Genomic DNA, 17,340 nt, shown 5'->3' on the forward strand with positions numbered 1-17,340 from the left:
TCCGCTTCATTTATATTTGCAGATTATTCCTAGAAAAGGGTACTGTTTTCTAAGTGAAAATTCAGACCTGCCGAAAATATGCGTCTCTATACAAACGACAACCGGGAGGTTGGCGGATTTGTAAAAGACACGAGACCATCGGTTACCAGTCGCTCATCTATATTTGCCCGTGGCTCTATAACTAATGTAAAAAATAATGAGTAAGTTACAATGAAAAGAATGCTAATCAACGCAACTCAGCAAGAAGAGTTGCGTGTTGCTCTGGTTGACGGGCAACGTCTTTATGATTTGGATATCGAAAGCCCAGGACACGAGCAAAAAAAAAGCAAATATCTACAAAGGTAAAATCACCCGAATTGAACCTAGTTTGGAAGCCGCTTTTGTTGACTATGGTGCTGAACGGCATGGTTTCCTTCCTATTAAAGAAATAGCCCGCGAATACTTCCCCAATAACTACCATCCTCATGGTCGCCCTAATATCAAAGATGTTCTCAGGGAAGGCCAGGAAGTTATCGTTCAAGTCGATAAAGAAGAACGTGGTAATAAAGGGGCTGCTTTAACTACTTTTATCAGCCTGGCGGGCAGTTATCTGGTATTAATGCCTAATAATCCTCGCGCTGGCGGTATTTCCCGCCGTATCGAAGGAGATGACCGCACAGAACTGAAAGAAGCTTTGGCATCGCTAGAAGTGCCGGAAGGAATGGGGCTAATCGTCCGCACCGCGGGCGTCGGTAAATCCGCAGAAGCATTACAGTGGGATTTATCATTCCGCCTTAAACACTGGGAGGCGATCAAAAAAGCCGCTGAAAACCGCTCTGCGCCATTCTTAATCCACCAAGAAAGCAATGTTATCGTCCGTGCTTTCCGCGACTATTTACGCCCAGATATCGGTGAGATTTTAATCGACAATCCCAAGGTTCTCGATCTGGCACGGCAGCATATCACTGCACTTGGCCGCCCGGATTTCACCAGTAAAATCAAGCTATATAGTGGTGAAGTTCCCCTGTTCAGTCATTATCAGATTGAATCGCAGATTGAATCTGCATTTCAGCGTGAAGTTCGCCTGCCGTCAGGCGGTGCTGTGGTTATCGATACCACAGAAGCATTAACCGCGATCGATATTAACTCCTCCCGTGCAACACGCGGAGGGGATATCGAAGAGACCGCTTTTAATACCAATCTTGAAGCAGCGGATGAAATTGCCCGTCAGTTACGCCTGCGTGACCTTGGTGGTTTGATTGTTATCGATTTTATCGATATGACACCCGTACGCCATCAACGTGAAGTGGAAAACCGCCTACGTGATGCTGTTCGTCAGGATCGTGCTCGTATTCAAATTGGTCGTATTTCCCGTTTTGGCCTACTGGAAATGTCCCGTCAGCGCCTGAGTCCATCGCTAGGTGAATCCAGCCACCACGTTTGCCCGCGCTGTAGCGGCACAGGGACTATTCGTGATAACGAATCCCTGTCGCTATCCATTTTACGTCTGATTGAAGAAGAGGCACTGAAAGAGAACACGCATCAAGTACATGCTATTGTTCCAGTACAAATCGCCTCATATCTACTAAATGAAAAACGCCAGGCAGTCAGTGCAATTGAGCGCCGTCAAGGAGACGTTGGCGTGGTGATCGTGCCTAACGATCAAATGCAGACTCCCCACTTCTCTGTCCTACGCGTGCGTAAGGGTGAGGAAATTTCTACACTGAGTTATCTGCTTCCTCAATTTCATGAAACTGGAACGACAAATCTCCAAGAAGATGTCCAACCTGAACGTAAGCGTCCTGAACAGCCCGCTATTTCTGCCTTTGCTTTACCAGCCGATACGCCAGCACAGCAATCATCACATAAAGCAAAAGAGAAAAAGCCTAATCGCCCTGCTCAGACTATCACGGAACAACCTAGTCTCTTTAGCCGCTTCTTGACTGCTTTGAAAAAAATATTCAGCACAGAAGAAGAAAAATCGGCCCAGAAAAAAGAGAATAAATTATCCGGTCATGATAGCCGTCGCTCTTCTGAACGACGTAACCAACGTCGTCAAAATTCACGTAAAGATCGTGATGATAATAATCTGCGTGATGAGCAACGTAATAACCGTGATCGTGACGAGCAACGAAAAAATCGTAATACTCAACAAAAAAATGGCGCTCAAGATAACAACGTGACGATAGATACGGTTGCTCGTGAAGCTCAACAGCAGCAACGTCGCGAGCAACGTGCCGAACGTCAACGCCGTCGTCAGGAAGAAAAACGCCAGCAGCAACTTGAAACCCAGAAGCCAGAAGTCGTTGAAAATGAGGTTGAAGAGCGTCTGCCAGTTGCACCACGTCGCCAACGTCGTCAGCTTGAACAAAAAATCCGCATCATAGATGAAGTGAAAGAAGTTACAACTGCCGCTTCACTGCCGGTTCCTGTTGTTACAGAAGAGCAATTACCAGCACCGGTTGAAATACCTGTAGAAACAGTTCAGCCACAACAACTGGCTGAAAATAAAGAGCAACAAGATAATGTTATGCCACGCCGCTCTCGTCGCTCACCTCGTCATTTGCGCGTTAGTGGTCAGCGCCGCCGCCGTTACCGTGATGAAAGAAATCTACTTCAATCACCGGCGCCATTATCTATGGCTGTTGCATCACCAGAAATGGCTTCCGGTAAAGTTTGGGTTCGCTATCCGGTAGTTCCGATTTCCATAGAGATTCCTGAGGAAATTGCCATGATCGAACAGCAAGAACAGCAAAATGAGGTATTGCCAGCAATAGCAGCAGAAGCAGTATCTGCAATCACCCTCGTTGCAGAATCTGAACAAACCATCACTGAATCGCCTAAGGTAGCGGAGACGCTGGAAGCTCGCCAGGGCGGGTGCAAACCTGAAACAGACATTACAGAACAAAATGACATTGTTCTACAGCAAACTGAATCAGTGCGGGAAGTGCCGTCATTTATTGAATTTGTTGCAATAACGCCGATTGCCCGTGAATTTGAACAGCAACCTGAAACAGAAGAAAACATTGTTGTTTCTAAAGAAATTGCAGCAGTGATGACTGTCAAAGAGAGTGAGGATGAAATGGTTAAACAGCCTGTTGCCGTTATAGCAAAAGTTCATCATGCTTATGCGCCGATGACAAAAGCTCCAGCCCCTAAGATGATTGAAAAATCCATTGTTATTAACGAATGGCAACGACCTTTTTCTCATTTTGACGGGAAAGGAGGAGCTGGGGGCCATTCAGCCACTAATGCGGCCACTTCACCAATGGCTAAACCGCAGTCTTTCGAATAAATAACATTATTTAATGTTAGCAGAATGGCTCTTTTTGGGGAGCCATTTTTTTTGCCACTAACCCCACAAAAATAGTTACCATTAATTTTATTCTATCTACATAAGGGTTAGTTTAAACGGTTGTCACAGTTATTCTGTTCAATTAATTACCATTCGATTTCTTATTTAACCAGGAGAATAATCTATGAAACCGTGGCTTATTTTTGGTGCAGGTAGTGGCGTTGGACGTCATCTCGTGACTATCGCGCTGCAACAAAAACGTCCCGTAATTGCTCTTATCCGCAATTCTCAGCAGGCTACTGAGCTAAGTGCTTTAGGTGTCAAAGTGATACAGGGTGATGCCTGTAACGCGGAAGATGTTGAAAAAGCAGTACAACATGTAAGTTCAGAGGCGATCGTCTTTTCTACTATTGGTGGAATTGATTCAGATCTCTTTGGCAATATGACTATTATTGATACTATTGAGAAAACTGGAATAACACGTATGTTACTCGTTACCTCAATAGGCTGTGGCGAAAGCTGGAAAACTTTGTCACCTAGAGCTAAGTCACTGTTTGGTCAATCTGTCAGGCGTAAATCAATGGCAGAAAGCTACCTCCAGACAAGTTCCTTGAATTACACAATTATTCGCCCAGGCGGATTAACAGATAAACCGGGAACAGGCCATTGCCAAAGATATCAACATGAAATTCATGGTGCAATTAGTCGCCAAGATGTCGCACATCAACTTGCAATTATGGCAGAAGAAGAAACCTCATATCAGCAGATTTATACCTTAGTTGATCCAGAGCTTGAACCTGATTGGGCAGTTGCATAGTCGGTAAGAATAACCACGCATCAATGCGTGGTTATCTAACGATACTATTTGAGTTCACCCATTGCTTTAAGCTTCTTAGACAATTCACGACGCTCTTTAGAAAGATCCGCATTTTTAATTATGTGATCATCTATGCGGTCTTCATAATCACTTCTCATATTCATAATGATGCTCTGAATATCTTCAATTGACATACCGGGCTTGATGTATTCACTCAAGTTGTCAAGCAATAAAACTCGTTTCTGGTTATCACGTATTTTCTTTTCATTGTCTGCGATTTCACGCTGCAACTTATTCTTACGACGAAACATACGTACAAACTCCAGCACATTGTGGAATGACGGTTTATTTGCATTGTCCATTTTCATACCTTTCTTTTACTCAAACGTACAGATTATCCAATTTAACTACACAATAAGACCAAAATCATTAATAGACAAGTTAGTTTCCGTTATTTATTGATTCTCATTAATTACATAGATCTGTTAACTTCTTGCTAAAGGTTCAACATATTGACTCAATCGAAAACAATCGGCCAATGTGAACGAATAATAAATCGCCAATCCTCCACTGACAGAAGCACAGTTTTTCCCTATCGTTCATCTTCCATCTCTTACTCTACAATTTTTTCAGATTTCAAGTACGTGATCATTAGTCACCACTATCTCATACAGAATAAATAAAAAACTATAAAGTTAATTCCATTTAGAAATTAAATCATTAAATTAGACATCAATAAACAAACCAAATAAAGACAATGAATTATATAAAACACGATAAAAAACTTGAACAAAACATCAGTATTCCACCAATATTCTATATATCTTAAACTGTCTTCACACTTTTATTTTTCAATTACTTGTAAAATAGGATTTTCAGGGAATTATTTTAGAGAGAATTTATACCAAATAGGAAAAACCTTTAGTTTATTAGTTTATTAGTTTATTAGTTTATTAGTTTATTAGTTTATTAGTTTATTAGTTTATTAGTTTATTAGTTTATTAGTTTATTAGTTTATTAGTTTATTATTTAAATCCCTTAAAAAAATCACTATATTTGTGACATTCATCTTAATAACAGAATAAAAAATCCCTTATTGCTGAAACATAATTAAAATTGACGAAAAATATAACTATGATTAGGTTAAGTGATGAAAAAAATTCCTTTTGATTTGAATGGTTACGAAATCTCTTTTGGCCATGCACGCAGGACAAGAATTCCAATTATAAAAATAACCCACCCAAAAAATGGGATTCATATTAAACCATTTTATAGTGTCAATAGAATAAATTTACTTGAAAGAATCCAATATGAAACTGGTTTAAGTGAACAATATATTGAATCTATCAATGAACATTTTCAAGAAATTAATTATCCTTAATAAAGATAAATATATTCTAATTATTATATACCCTGTTTGCTGGTGAAATTGCCTAAACAATTCATCAGCAAACTAATAAAAGGCATTTATAGATTTCCTGTGATAATACCATTGATAATAAAAAACCCCTGCTGAAAAATGTATTTATTAGTCTAATTCACCCTGGTAAAGAATAATTTTCACGCTTACTAATTGTAACCTATTGGAGTAATATACATTTTTCTTTTATTTTTTCCGTTATATAGTAAAAAAATGCAGAAAGCGCCAAGCATATACCTGAAACTATCGCATACTGATATCGGTTTTCTAATGTTGACATTAAGGTAAAATAAACTAATCCAATAACTGAAAATACACTCACCCCACCAATTACCCCTTGAGTTATGTGCATCACGATTTTCATCAATATACTTACTATCTTCATTGATCTAGCCCTACAGAGAACTCTTCAAATATTTCATTAAATAAATTAAATTTGACATATTCACCTCGTTTATTTTTTCAATACTTCGATGCATGCTGCGGTTGGCAGGTCAATATTGTCAAGGGTAAATGGTCTTAAAACACACAATTTCTTATTCCAAGTACTCAAAATGTTAATAACCAATTTCCGATCATGGAGCAAAAAGTAAGAAAATATGTACACAATAGTACTATGATAAATACCAAAATGTTTTGCAATCAGTTTAGCGCCAAGAGTACCTGACAGGAAATACTCAGCAACCTGAATCCTAGAGGCAACGAGATATTTTTCTTCATAGAACAGCCCCCTTAAGTCAGTAATCTGGCATCCAACTTTTAGGATACAATTCAATAGGACAAGGAACAGTCACATATACCTGCTTCACATTAGCAAAGCATTGCAAAAACATAACAAATTTGTTATTTTTGGCTCATGAAATATACTATTGATTACTATAGCACCGAGGTGGAGAACGATATCCTTGCTCTCCCTGACACACTTCAAGCCCGTTACATCAGGTATTCCGAAAGAATGCGAGAACATGGCGCCAACCTCGGAGAACCACACACAGAAGCGTTTGGTAATGGGTTGTTTGAACTCAGACTCAAAGGGGCTGAAGGGATTGCTCGCGTGTTCTATTGCACAATGATTGGGCACCGTATAGTGATGCTGCATAGCTTCGTGAAGAAAACGCAAAAGACCCCTCTTAAAGAACGCAGGAAAGCCGAAATCAGAATGAAAGAGGTAAAAAATGACTGGTAAATATACCCCTCCAACTATGACACACGATGAAATGGTTGCAAAAATGCTGTCAAATCCGGCTGTAAAAGCTGAATACGAAAAACTAGAACAAGAATTTGCATTGCTTGATGAGCTGCTAGCTGCACGCAAAAAAGCCGGGCTAACACAAGCGCAAGTAGCTGAACGCATGGGAACCAAAGCAACGGCCATCACACGGCTTGAAAGTGGACTAGCTTCTGGTACACAAGGGCCTTCGTATAATACATTGAAAAAATATGCAGCAGCTGTCGGTAAAAAATTACAGATACGTCTAGTATGACTTTGTAACCTGATAGATGCCTGTATAAATAACCAGACACTATCAGACCTGAATTAGCACTAAAATAATAAATTACCACTTTTTTTGGATATTAAAACTGATTGAAACCAAACTAAAGCGATAAAAAATAATTAACAACCTTGGACATTGAACAACAGTGAAAAATAGCAGCGAACAACCCACTTTCTACATTCATGACTACGAAACTTTTGGTCAACATCCGGCCTTGGACAGACCGGCTCAATTTGCTGGTGTTCGTACTGATATGGATTTCAATATCATTGAAGAGCCATTAGTTATTTACTGTTCACCCGCTGATGATTATCTTCCACAACCAGAAGCTGTCATGATTACCGGCATTACTCCGCAAATTGCCTTAGAAAAAGGGGTCAATGAAGCGGAATTTGCCCGCCAGATTCATAATATATTCAGTGTACCGAACAGTTGTATCCTCGGTTATAACAATATTCGGTTTGATGATGAAGTCAGCCGGAATATCTTTTACCGTAATTTTTATGATCCATACGCTTATAGTTGGCAAAAAGGCAATTCCCGTTGGGATTTGCTTGATGTATTGCGTGCCTGTTATGCCTTGCGCCCCGAAGGTATTGTCTGGCCAGAGAATGAAGATGGTCTACCTAGCTTTAAGTTAGAACATCTGACTAAGGCAAATGGCGTTGAACATTCACATGCTCACGATGCTATGTCCGATGTCTACGCCACGATAGCAATGGCAAAATTACTCAAAGAAGTACAGCCAAAGATGTTCAATTATTTCTTTCAGTTAAGAAATAAGCAGAAAATTAGCGCCCTCATCGATATCCCTCAAATGAAACCACTGGTTCATGTTTCCGGGATGTTTGGCGCTGCTCGCAGCAACCTCAGCTTGGTTGCGCCTCTTGCCTGGCATCCAGTAAACCAAAATGCGGTTATTATGTGCGATTTAGCTGGAGATATTTCACCATTACTGGAATTGGATGCTGATACGTTACGTGAACGTCTATATACCCGCCATGACGAATTGCAGCCAGATCAATCACCAGTCCCTATAAAACTGGTTCATATTAATAAGTGCCCGATAATCGCCCCGGATAATACTTTGCGAACAGAAGACGCTGAACGTATTGGATTAGATCGTAATCACTGCGAAAAAAATCTGGCTATTCTACGGAATAATCCACAAATCAGAGAAAAAGTTGTAGAGCTGTTTGCAGAGACCGAACCTTTCCCTGAATCCGATAATGTTGACGCTAGACTGTATGACGGCTTCTTTAGTAGTGCCGATAAAGCAGCAATGAATATTATCCGTGAGACTCTGCCTCAGAATTTACCGGCACTCGATCTGACTTTTCAGGACCCACGTATTAAAACGCTGTTATTCCGCTACCGTGCCAGAAATTATCCCGCTACTCTAACTTACGATGAACAACAGCGCTGGTTACGTCATCGTCAAGATGTCTTAACTCAGGATAAACTAAATGAATATTTCTTTATCATTGAACAACTCTTCATTGAACACCAAAGTAATGAAGAAAAATGCCGCCAACTTAAAGCACTCATGGAGTATGCAGTGCAACTGGCTGGATAATTAAACGGGTCGAGAACAAATATAAAACGGCGAGTCATATATACTCGCCTTTCTTTCTAACAGAATGATTGTCATCAACTTTTACAGATTTGAACTTTCTTAATACCAGCATAACGTTGTAACTACTGAGAATATTGACATTAAGATCCCTCGCCCCAATTTTTCAGCTTGGATGTCTTTCCAATTCCTGGGTTGAGAGTGTTAGTAGGATCAGTCATCCGATAAAAAGCCTTAAGTTGGGGTTTAGCTTGATATACATGCCCCACATTATGCTCTGCCGGGTATTCCGCACCTCGTTTATCAAGCAGTTCTATCATTCTTTCCTTCAATGCCTGTACATCTACCCCCTTTTTCACAATGTAATCCTGATGGAATACGTAGCACATAAAATGTCCACAATAAAGTCTGTGAACCAATACATCATCAAACTCTGGGGGTAATTGTTCAAACCATTCACGATCATTACGGCGCAGAGCGATATCAAGTGACAGGATATTCTCTACTGTGTTGCTATGCACCGCTTGATAACGGATCGCTGAGCCGCCAGCGGAAAAACGATGCAAGAACGCTTTAGCCCCTTCCTCCGGTGTACAAGCAAAGAAATCGCCTTCTACCTTACTAAAATATTTTTCCAACCAGCTTCTGGCCTCTTCAACCCCATCACCGGACATCTTTAATATCAAATGGTGCTCAAAACGATTACGGTATTCTTTTAAACGCTTAGGCAAATGGGAAGGAAGTAAACGACTTAACCCCTGCATAATGCGATCGATAAGATTGGCAGGCAAAAATGGGATACGATTGAAGATAGCGTCCATTCTGCCTTTTAAAGTAAAATAAGCTGGCATTTTATCAGTACCAAGCTTATCAATCATGATAAAAGTATCTTTACCATAAGTTTCCGCAATATCGAAAATATCCCGGTGCATATATTCACCTGCCACCGGTAAATTATGAAAATTTGCTAATATATGGCGACGTAATTCCGTCAATACGCCAGTTTGGTTGGTACCGATATAAAATACTTGAGACAAAGGTTCTGCCGGAAAAGTATCAAGCCGGACTGCAAACACAACCAGCTTACCCGCACAACCTGAAGCTTCGAACAAACGGCGCTCGTCAGAATTGAAACGTGATGGAGTATCAGCATCTACGTCACGCACTCGTTTGGCATATTCATGATCAGATGCTTTACGCTGCCCCTGTTCTACATCCTGATCACTATAACGCTGTTCTTCCAGACAAGTGAGGATCTCCTCCGGCGTTTCTCCCAAATAGATACCCAGATGATTAATCAACTCTGGCTTACCGCGCTCATTAACTCGTCCATACAATGCCATTTCGGTATAAGCCGGCCCACGATGAATTAAAGAACCTCCTGAGTTATTGCAGATGCCCCCAACCACAGAAGCGCCAATGCAGGAAGAACCGATAACTGAATGAGGTTCACGCTCCAGTGGCTTGAGCGCACGTTCAAGTTGCCATAATGTACTACCCGGTAGCGCAACTACCTGATTACACGATTTTAAAATCTGAATCTTATTCATGCGCAGTGTGCTAATGATCACTATGTCACGATCATAATCCTTGCCATTCGGGGTAGAACCTTCGGTTACCCCCGTGTTGGCCGCTTGCATTAAGATGATTTTATCTGCTTCAACACAGACCTTAAACACACGCCACTGTTCCACCAGTGAACCAGGAAATACGACAGCTAAAGCGTCTCCCTGGCCGGAGCGAAAGCCTTTACGATAACGTTCAGTTTTATGGGGGGCAGTCAGGATATGAGATTTACCGACAATATTGGTCAGGGTAGTAATGAATTGTTGATTTTGAGAGGTTTTTGTACCATTCATAGTCTCTTCCTTAATAATAATCACCTCTCAGAGCATAGATTGTTTTTCTCCGTTTACCGTTGAAATTTTTCTTATCTGTAAGCTACCTCGCTGTTTTTTTTTCCTAAGTTCCCTTTTCTTCACTATTACGGTAAATTGGCAGCGTAGTAAAAATAATGGCGCCAAATTCGGCGCCATTATTCTTTTCTAGATATTAAACCATTTCAGAACATTGTGGCATCGGCTGACGGAAGCGACGGGTCAGGAATACCATGTAAATCAGACCAATTGCTCCCCAAGTTAGCCCCAACTCCATAGAACTTTGTTCCAGATTCATCCACAGTACACTAACAGTACAAGCACCTATCACAGGTAATACCAAGAAATTAATTGTATCTTTTAATGTACGGTTACGACGTTCACGGATATAGAATTGAGAAATGACTGACAGGTTCACAAAGGTAAACGCTATCAACGCACCAAAGTTAATCAGAGCTGTCGCAGTCACCAGATCAAAGGTAATCGCAGATAATCCTATAATGCCTACCAGCGACACGTTGATTACCGGAGTCCGCCATTTTGGATGAACATAGCCAAATACTTTCTCAGGAAATACACCATCACGCCCCATAACATAGAGCAGACGAGAAACCCCTGCGTGAGCCGCCATACCAGAAGCCAAAACAGTGACACAAGAGAACACCAAGATAATGGCTTGGAACAGAGTACCCGCTACATACAGCATAATTTCTGGCTGAGATTCATCCGGGTTCTTGAACCGAGAGATATCCGGAAAATAGAGCTGTAAGAAATAAGAAACCGCAATAAAGATGACACCACCGATTAATACCGTCAGGAAAATCGCTTTCGGGATCACCTTACCAGCATTCGGTGTCTCTTCAGACAACGAGCTAATGCCATCAAACCCCAGGAATGAAAAGCACAAAATCGTGGCCCCAGTAATCATCGGGATTAAATTGGCATCCTCAGAAACGAATGGTTTCGCACTCCATAAAGTTCCAACTCCTTCCCCGTTGTACACACCGTGGATCAGTAAACCCACAAATACAACCATAATGGCAACCTGAACAATAACAATACCCGTGTTGAGATTAGCAACAACGTTAATGCCACGCAGGTTAAAAGCTGTCATCAGTAATGCAAAACCCACGACGAAGATCCACGGATCTACGCTAGGAAAAATGGCCTGAAGATAAATTTTCGCTAACAAGACATTAATCATCGGCATGAACATATAGTCCAATAGCGATGACCAACCCACCATGAAGCCAACATGCGGACTAATGGATTTTTGTGCATAAGTATATGCAGATCCGGCAGATGGGAAACGTTTTACCAATTTCCCGTAGCTCAAGGCGGTAAACAGAATTGCGATCAAAGCAATAGCGTAGGATGTCGGTACGTGACCGTCAGTCAAACCAGAAACAATGCCGAAAGTATCAAAGATGGTCATAGGTTGCAGATAAGCAAGGCCCATCATCACCACCTGAACCAAGGTCAGTGTTTTTCTGAGTTGAACACGATTGTTTGCACCAGTCTGGTTGGTGCCTAGTGGGATTACAGTATTACGCGACATGAGCGAAACCTCCCATAACTCCGATTCGTGTTATGACACTACTTAATCGACAGTTACTGGGAAGACTTCGCTTCTGCCTATAGGCAGGAGAGTTAGAGGCTGGATTGTACGCAGAGCGCAATGCTCCGTAGTCATCAATGCAGCAGCATGTACCGATTGGTACAAGTGCGAAAGAGAATAATTGCTCCATATTAGCGTTCCTCATTACGGCAACCGATCCTCATTGCGGTTGCTCGTGGGCCAATTATCTATCCGGCTCAGAGTCCGGCCTCTGGTATAGTAAAAAATAAGTCAAAGCAAAAAAAATAACCGACACATATAAACGCATCAGTTATTCTCTAGTGGGCGAATTCTGCACTTGAAGACCTGAAATAGCAATACTCGCCGCACTAAAAGTTCATTATTTTTTACCACACTCATCGATAGCGCTATGGAGTTTAGCGGTGTCATATACATTTCTTTGACACGAGCTAAGTTTTAACACAACACAAAACGGATTGCTATTCAGTTTTTACCGGTATAAGTAAAAAACAAAAATCCCCTCTGTCAGCAACAAACAAAGAGGATTATGGCACTGTTAGTTAGAACGCGTTATTAAAAGTCGTAATTGATACCAATGTTATAGCGACGACCATCCAGTTGTGCCCCATAATTCTCACTGTTCACACGTTTGTCAAATACGTTATACACACCGCCCAACACGCGTAAATCTTTGGTCAGATTATAAACAGCGCCTATATCCACAAAGGCATAAGACGGTGTTCCTTCACTCATTCTTTCACCACGATCTAAATAATCTGAAGTTTTGCCACGGAAGTTAACTCGAGTCCAAGTTTGTATTTCTGGTAAGGCTTGCCAGTTCAGAGTCGCATTCACCATATGTTTAGGCATTTTGTTCAAAGGTTTTCCTTTGTTTTTCCCACTCTTCTGTTCTGAATCGGTGTAAGTGTAGTTTGCAGCCAATGACCAGTCTTCAACGATATCCCAGTTCATTGTCGCTTCTACACCACGAATATTAGCTTTTTGTACGTTTATACGTTCACTGATAAATGTATATCTATGCGGGTCCGTTCCGACAGTGCAAGGTTTTGAACTCCCCCTACTACAAGCTGTGACTTCTGTAATTTTATCTTTAAAATCAGTATTAAATACAGTCAGCCCAACATTAAAATTATCTCGATTGTTCCAGATAACACTAATTTCTTCATTGACACTTTTCTCTGGTTTCAAATTCGGGTTACCGAGAATAATACCATTTCCGCCACCTCGGCCACCTGTTTGCTGCCCCCAATCCGCCGAAATATAACGCAAATCCGGAGAACGATAACCAGTAGATACACCACCTTTAATTATCCATTGTTCATCTACATGCCATACTCCATACAAGCGTGGAGTCCAATGGCTACCAAAATTCTCGTCTTTATCCATACGGATACCACCAGTCAAGGAAAAATCATTGGTCATCTGCCATTCATCCTCAGCAAACAATGCCCAACTCCAGCGAGTCAATTTATCCAAGCCATTAGTATAAGCTAGTCTATTATCACCACCATGTAAGTTCTCATAACGATATTGTCCCCCTATACTCACAGTATGATCATCTAATAACTGAAAGACGGTTTGATTGTTAAACACAGTATCCCGATACCTCATATCACGACCAGGATTACGTGAATCATCATGTTGAATATATGAAGTCATGGTACCGAAATCATAAATACCATTATGCGTAATAGAGTAGTTATTACGATCATAATCACTTTTCGAGTCATAACGAGACGATTTTCCTTTAATAGCATTACGCTTCTGCTCATAACGACCCGCTTCAAAATCAAAAGTATTCTTATCATCAGGTGTCAGAGAAAGAGTAGCTGAACCGTTACGCATTTCTTGCTCGCTAAAACCATCAATAAATTTATCTTCGTTGCGGTGAGAATATAGGCCATTGACTTTCAAGCCTAGCAGGCCATCAACGACTGGCCCTGCTGTATAAACACTACTCTGATAACTGTTACCTGAATCTTTACTTTCAGTTAATGTCGTATCGGTACGGAAATTGGTTCTCCACTCTTTCTGAACTTTACGGGTGATCACGTTAATTACCCCGCCCATCGCATCAGAGCCATAGAGGGAAGACATAGGACCACGCACCACCTCGATACGTTCTATCGCGGCCAACGGCGGCAACCAGCCCTGCTCAATACCCGAATTATCACTGTTTGGACGAGTACCACGGGTATCAACACGCTTACCATCGATCAGAATCATAGTATATTGAGACGTCATACCACGAATGCTGATATCACTGTAACTACCACCCCCTGTAACAACAACCCCCGGTACATCTTTCAATGCATCAGTCACATCACGATAAGCCTTAGTTTCCAATTGCTCACGGCTCACCACAGAAATAGACGCTGGCGCATCTTCAATTTTCTGTTGAAAGCCTGCCGCTGTAGTCACAATAATAGTGTCATTATTGCTACCAACCGCAAAGACTGAGCTAGATGAGATTGCTGCAATAACGCCTAACGCGATTTTTCTTTTATTAAAAACACCCATTCTCGATTCTCCAAGAGATATAATTTCACTTTATTCATCTATAAAAATGGATAATCAACATGTGCTCAAATAACGAGGATAAAATATTCACCTCTGTGTGGTTTTATTATTTTTTTAGTTTGCTTATATCTTATTAACTTATTCCATTTACTATCCTTTGCGGTTAAAGATTAAATCCCAGCATTAGCCAGACAAAAACTGTAGCTTTCAAATACAGTTAGCTTTTAAACACACAGTAATATAAGGTAAATAAACCACTCCCCATGTACGATGATGCACATTCTGATCTTTGTGCGTATTCCACGCCTATGCTTTATTAAAAATACAATTTAAACAATAAGTTAAATTTAACCCTCAATCTTTATCTTTGAAATCAATACCTGTAAAATACCCCTCTGATAACTGTGTTTAATTCCTTACCATGTCACAAAACCGTATTAATATCACAAACTACCCAAGGTAATAATATTACGATAATATGTCTCTCGTGATACCAGCACTATTACGTGATATTGATCACTGAAATTCAGCTCACTAAGTAGTTCATTTAATAAAAATGAATAATCAGCATATGCTAAGATAACGTGAATAAAATATTTATCCCTGTGTAGTTCTATTAGTTTACTGACATCTTATTACCATAAAGTATAAAATTTTATTTTTATTGGCTATAATAATCTATCTTATTAAATCATTCGATTTACCATCCTTTGCAGTAAAGAGTGGAGCTTGGCATCAGTCAGACAAAAAATGTCGCTTTTAGCACACCGTAGTATAAGAAAAATAGATCGTTCCCCCACGTATAACTATGTATATTCCGTTTTTGTGCGCAGTTTATGCCATATTTTGTAAAAAATATAATTTAAATAACAAGTTAAAATGAACTCTCACTCGCTAGCTTTGAAACCAATCCATCAACTAATACTTGGGGAATACCCTGAGAACAACGTTCAATTCTGCCTTTGACACCATAAACCTGTGCCAGACTCTCTGACGTAATAACTTGCTCAGGAGTTCCTTCTGCAATTAAATGGCCTTTTTGCAACATTAATACATGGTCGCCATGACGTAATGCGATATTAATGTCATGTACAACGACCACAGTAATAATATTCCGCCGATACGTTTCTTGCGCCACCAACGCCATTACATGATATTGATAATTTAAATCCAGCGCACTAAGCGGTTCATCTAACAATAATAACGTTGGCTTACGGATTAACGATTGGGCCAATCCGACCAACTGTTTTTGGCCGCCAGATAATTGATCTAAATAACATAATGCCAGGTGTTCAATCCCCAACTGACGTAATAACGACATCACCTCTTCTTCACTGGTTTCAGAATGACGCCATCCGGACGCTCGTTGAGCAACGATAATCGATTCTAGTACGTGCAAATGAACACCAGCAGGTAAGCTTTGTGGTAAATAAACCACATTGTCCGATCGCTGGGCAAAACTCATCTGCATCAAATCTTGACCATCAAGCCAGAGCTCACCTCTGGCACGATTTAAACCAGCCAAAGAACGCAGAAGTGTTGATTTACCGCTACCATTTGGCCCCAACAGTACCGTAATTTTCCCACGCGGCAACGGAGCAACATTCAGATTTTCAATAACCGAATGTTTCGGATAACCCGCAAAAAAATTGCTAATGGTTAATCCCGAGCTCATATATTCCCCCTATGACGTAAAATTATGCTAAGGAAGAATGGAACCCCCACTAACGCAGTAACGATCCCAACCGGAATAACAACACCCGGGATAAGATTCTTCGAGGCAATGGACGCCATAGAGAGCACCAATGCACCAATTAGGGCACTGGCTGGCAAATAGAAACGATGATCTTCACCAAACATCATACGGGCAATATGTGGCGCAATTAAACCGACAAAGGCAATTGGCCCAACGAATGCAACGGCTAAAGCAGCAAGAATACTGATACGCAATAATGTCCCCAAGCGCAGACGATGAACATTGATACCAAAACTGATTGCACGATCTTCACCCAAGCGCAGCGCTGTCAGTCTCCAGGAATTCATCATTGAAATAGGAAAAACAGCGGTAAACACCAACAACATAACACCCAGTTTTATCCAGGTTGCTCTGGCAAGACTACCCATTGTCCAGAGTACTAACCCCTGAAGGGTATCTTCCGTTGCGATAAATTGCATCATGGAAACCAATGCTTCAAAGGTAAAGACCAGCGCGATACCAAACAATACTACCCCAGACGTAGCAACGCGTGTCCAACGAGTAATCGTATCCAGCACCAATGCGGCCAACAAAGCGAAAATGAAAGCATTCGCAGAGATGAACCATTGATCAGGCACGCCAGGAATACCAATACCGGATACAATCGCCAACGCAGCACCAAATGCAGCCGCCTGAGCAACCCCTAAAGTAGAGGGACTGGCTAATGGGTTATTTAAGATCGTCTGCATTTCCGCGCCAGCCAGCCCAAGAGACAGGCCAATCACTACCGCCATCAGGGCGTATGGTAAACGGATATCCCAAACAATTACCCGTGTACCCGCATCCACACTCTCTGGCGATACTAAAGTCTGCCAGAGAGATGACAAAGATAAACCTGATGGTCCTATCGTAAAATCTAACACCAATGACACACCAATAATCAGCACGATGAATACCATCATCACAATACGGCGGCGTAAAATATATTGGTAATGGACTTTTACACTGCTGTCATCTAATTGTTGTTTCACCATTGGCTCAGTAGTGGCGCTCATTATTCCCGTTAC

Annotated in this window: 12 protein-coding genes; 6 read left to right on the forward strand and 6 right to left on the reverse strand. The window is 41.1% G+C overall.

Annotation, left to right across the window (positions count from 1 at the left end):
• Positions 1-283 precede the first annotated feature (283 nt).
• Both rne and C6H66_RS05720 read left to right on the forward strand, forming a co-directional pair.
• Positions 284-3,274: a ribonuclease E gene (rne, locus tag C6H66_RS05715; protein ID WP_248000614.1), complete on the forward strand. Its 2,991-nt coding sequence runs from the start codon at positions 284-286 to the stop codon at positions 3,272-3,274.
• 184 nt (positions 3,275-3,458) lie between these two features.
• A complete protein-coding gene (locus tag C6H66_RS05720; RefSeq protein WP_105395053.1) occupies positions 3,459-4,091 on the forward strand; it encodes an SDR family oxidoreductase in 633 nt (210 codons plus the stop codon).
• Positions 4,092-4,135: 44 nt separating this feature from the next.
• Here the strand turns inward: C6H66_RS05720 and tmaR are convergent, their stop codons facing one another.
• Positions 4,136-4,453 (reverse strand): PTS system regulator TmaR, encoded by a 318-nt coding sequence (tmaR, locus tag C6H66_RS05725; protein ID WP_046396789.1) that lies wholly within the window; start codon positions 4,451-4,453, stop codon positions 4,136-4,138.
• Positions 4,454-5,241: 788 nt separating this feature from the next.
• Between tmaR and C6H66_RS05730 the strand changes: the two genes are divergently transcribed.
• The 4 genes from C6H66_RS05730 to sbcB all read left to right on the forward strand — a co-directional run bounded on the left by C6H66_RS05730 (position 5,242) and on the right by sbcB (position 8,583).
• Positions 5,242-5,472 carry a hypothetical protein gene (locus C6H66_RS05730; protein WP_046394916.1) on the forward strand — a complete coding sequence of 77 codons (231 nt, stop codon included), beginning with the start codon at positions 5,242-5,244 and terminating at the stop codon, positions 5,470-5,472.
• An 895-nt stretch (positions 5,473-6,367) separates the two neighbouring features.
• Positions 6,368-6,697, forward strand: coding sequence for a type II toxin-antitoxin system RelE/ParE family toxin (locus C6H66_RS05740; protein ID WP_105395055.1), 330 nt, complete (start codon positions 6,368-6,370; stop codon positions 6,695-6,697).
• Complete coding sequence (locus tag C6H66_RS05745) at positions 6,687-6,995, forward strand: helix-turn-helix domain-containing protein (RefSeq protein WP_065388691.1); 309 nt, start codon at positions 6,687-6,689, stop codon at positions 6,993-6,995. The genes C6H66_RS05740 and C6H66_RS05745 overlap by 11 nt, the downstream gene beginning before the upstream one ends.
• A 157-nt stretch (positions 6,996-7,152) precedes the next feature.
• Positions 7,153-8,583 carry an exodeoxyribonuclease I gene (gene sbcB / locus C6H66_RS05750; RefSeq protein WP_105395056.1) on the forward strand — a complete coding sequence of 477 codons (1,431 nt, stop codon included), beginning with the start codon at positions 7,153-7,155 and terminating at the stop codon, positions 8,581-8,583.
• 140 nt (positions 8,584-8,723) lie between these two features.
• Here sbcB and dld read toward each other — a convergent pair whose 3' ends face one another.
• The 5 genes from dld to C6H66_RS05780 form a co-directional block, all read right to left on the reverse strand.
• A complete protein-coding gene (gene dld, locus C6H66_RS05755; protein ID WP_105395057.1) occupies positions 8,724-10,439 on the reverse strand; it encodes a D-lactate dehydrogenase in 1,716 nt (571 codons plus the stop codon).
• 193 nt (positions 10,440-10,632) lie between these two features.
• Entirely contained in the window at positions 10,633-12,015 is a 1,383-nt protein-coding gene (locus C6H66_RS05760) for an APC family permease (RefSeq protein ID WP_036777273.1), read from the reverse strand.
• Positions 12,016-12,609: 594 nt separating this feature from the next.
• Positions 12,610-14,577 carry a ligand-gated channel protein gene (locus tag C6H66_RS05770; RefSeq protein WP_105395058.1) on the reverse strand — a complete coding sequence of 656 codons (1,968 nt, stop codon included), beginning with the start codon at positions 14,575-14,577 and terminating at the stop codon, positions 12,610-12,612.
• 874 nt (positions 14,578-15,451) lie between these two features.
• Complete coding sequence (locus C6H66_RS05775; RefSeq protein WP_105395059.1) at positions 15,452-16,252, reverse strand: ABC transporter ATP-binding protein; 801 nt, start codon at positions 16,250-16,252, stop codon at positions 15,452-15,454.
• On the reverse strand, positions 16,249-17,328 hold the full coding sequence (locus C6H66_RS05780; protein ID WP_105395060.1) for a FecCD family ABC transporter permease: 1,080 nt from the start codon (positions 17,326-17,328) through the stop codon (positions 16,249-16,251). The genes C6H66_RS05775 and C6H66_RS05780 overlap by 4 nt, the downstream gene beginning before the upstream one ends.
• Between the last annotated feature and the right edge of the window lie 12 nt (positions 17,329-17,340).

Source organism: Photorhabdus hindustanensis (assembly GCF_002968995.1).
GTDB lineage: Bacteria > Pseudomonadota > Gammaproteobacteria > Enterobacterales > Enterobacteriaceae > Photorhabdus > Photorhabdus akhurstii.

Bases quoted from the DNA above. Each gene is read 5' to 3' on its own strand.
- rne (WP_248000614.1), top strand. From the start codon at position 284: ATGATTTGGATATCGAAAGCCCAGGACACGAGCAAAAAAAAAGCAAAT.
- C6H66_RS05720 (WP_105395053.1), top strand. From the start codon at position 3,459: ATGAAACCGTGGCTTATTTTTGGTGCAGGTAGTGGCGTTGGACGTCAT.
- tmaR (WP_046396789.1), bottom strand. From the start codon at position 4,453: ATGGACAATGCAAATAAACCGTCATTCCACAATGTGCTGGAGTTTGTA.
- C6H66_RS05730 (WP_046394916.1), top strand. From the start codon at position 5,242: ATGAAAAAAATTCCTTTTGATTTGAATGGTTACGAAATCTCTTTTGGC.
- C6H66_RS05740 (WP_105395055.1), top strand. From the start codon at position 6,368: ATGAAATATACTATTGATTACTATAGCACCGAGGTGGAGAACGATATC.
- C6H66_RS05745 (WP_065388691.1), top strand. From the start codon at position 6,687: ATGACTGGTAAATATACCCCTCCAACTATGACACACGATGAAATGGTT.
- dld (WP_105395057.1), bottom strand. From the start codon at position 10,439: ATGAATGGTACAAAAACCTCTCAAAATCAACAATTCATTACTACCCTG.
- C6H66_RS05760 (WP_036777273.1), bottom strand. From the start codon at position 12,015: ATGTCGCGTAATACTGTAATCCCACTAGGCACCAACCAGACTGGTGCA.
- C6H66_RS05770 (WP_105395058.1), bottom strand. From the start codon at position 14,577: ATGGGTGTTTTTAATAAAAGAAAAATCGCGTTAGGCGTTATTGCAGCA.
- C6H66_RS05775 (WP_105395059.1), bottom strand. From the start codon at position 16,252: ATGAGCTCGGGATTAACCATTAGCAATTTTTTTGCGGGTTATCCGAAA.
- C6H66_RS05780 (WP_105395060.1), bottom strand. From the start codon at position 17,328: ATGAGCGCCACTACTGAGCCAATGGTGAAACAACAATTAGATGACAGC.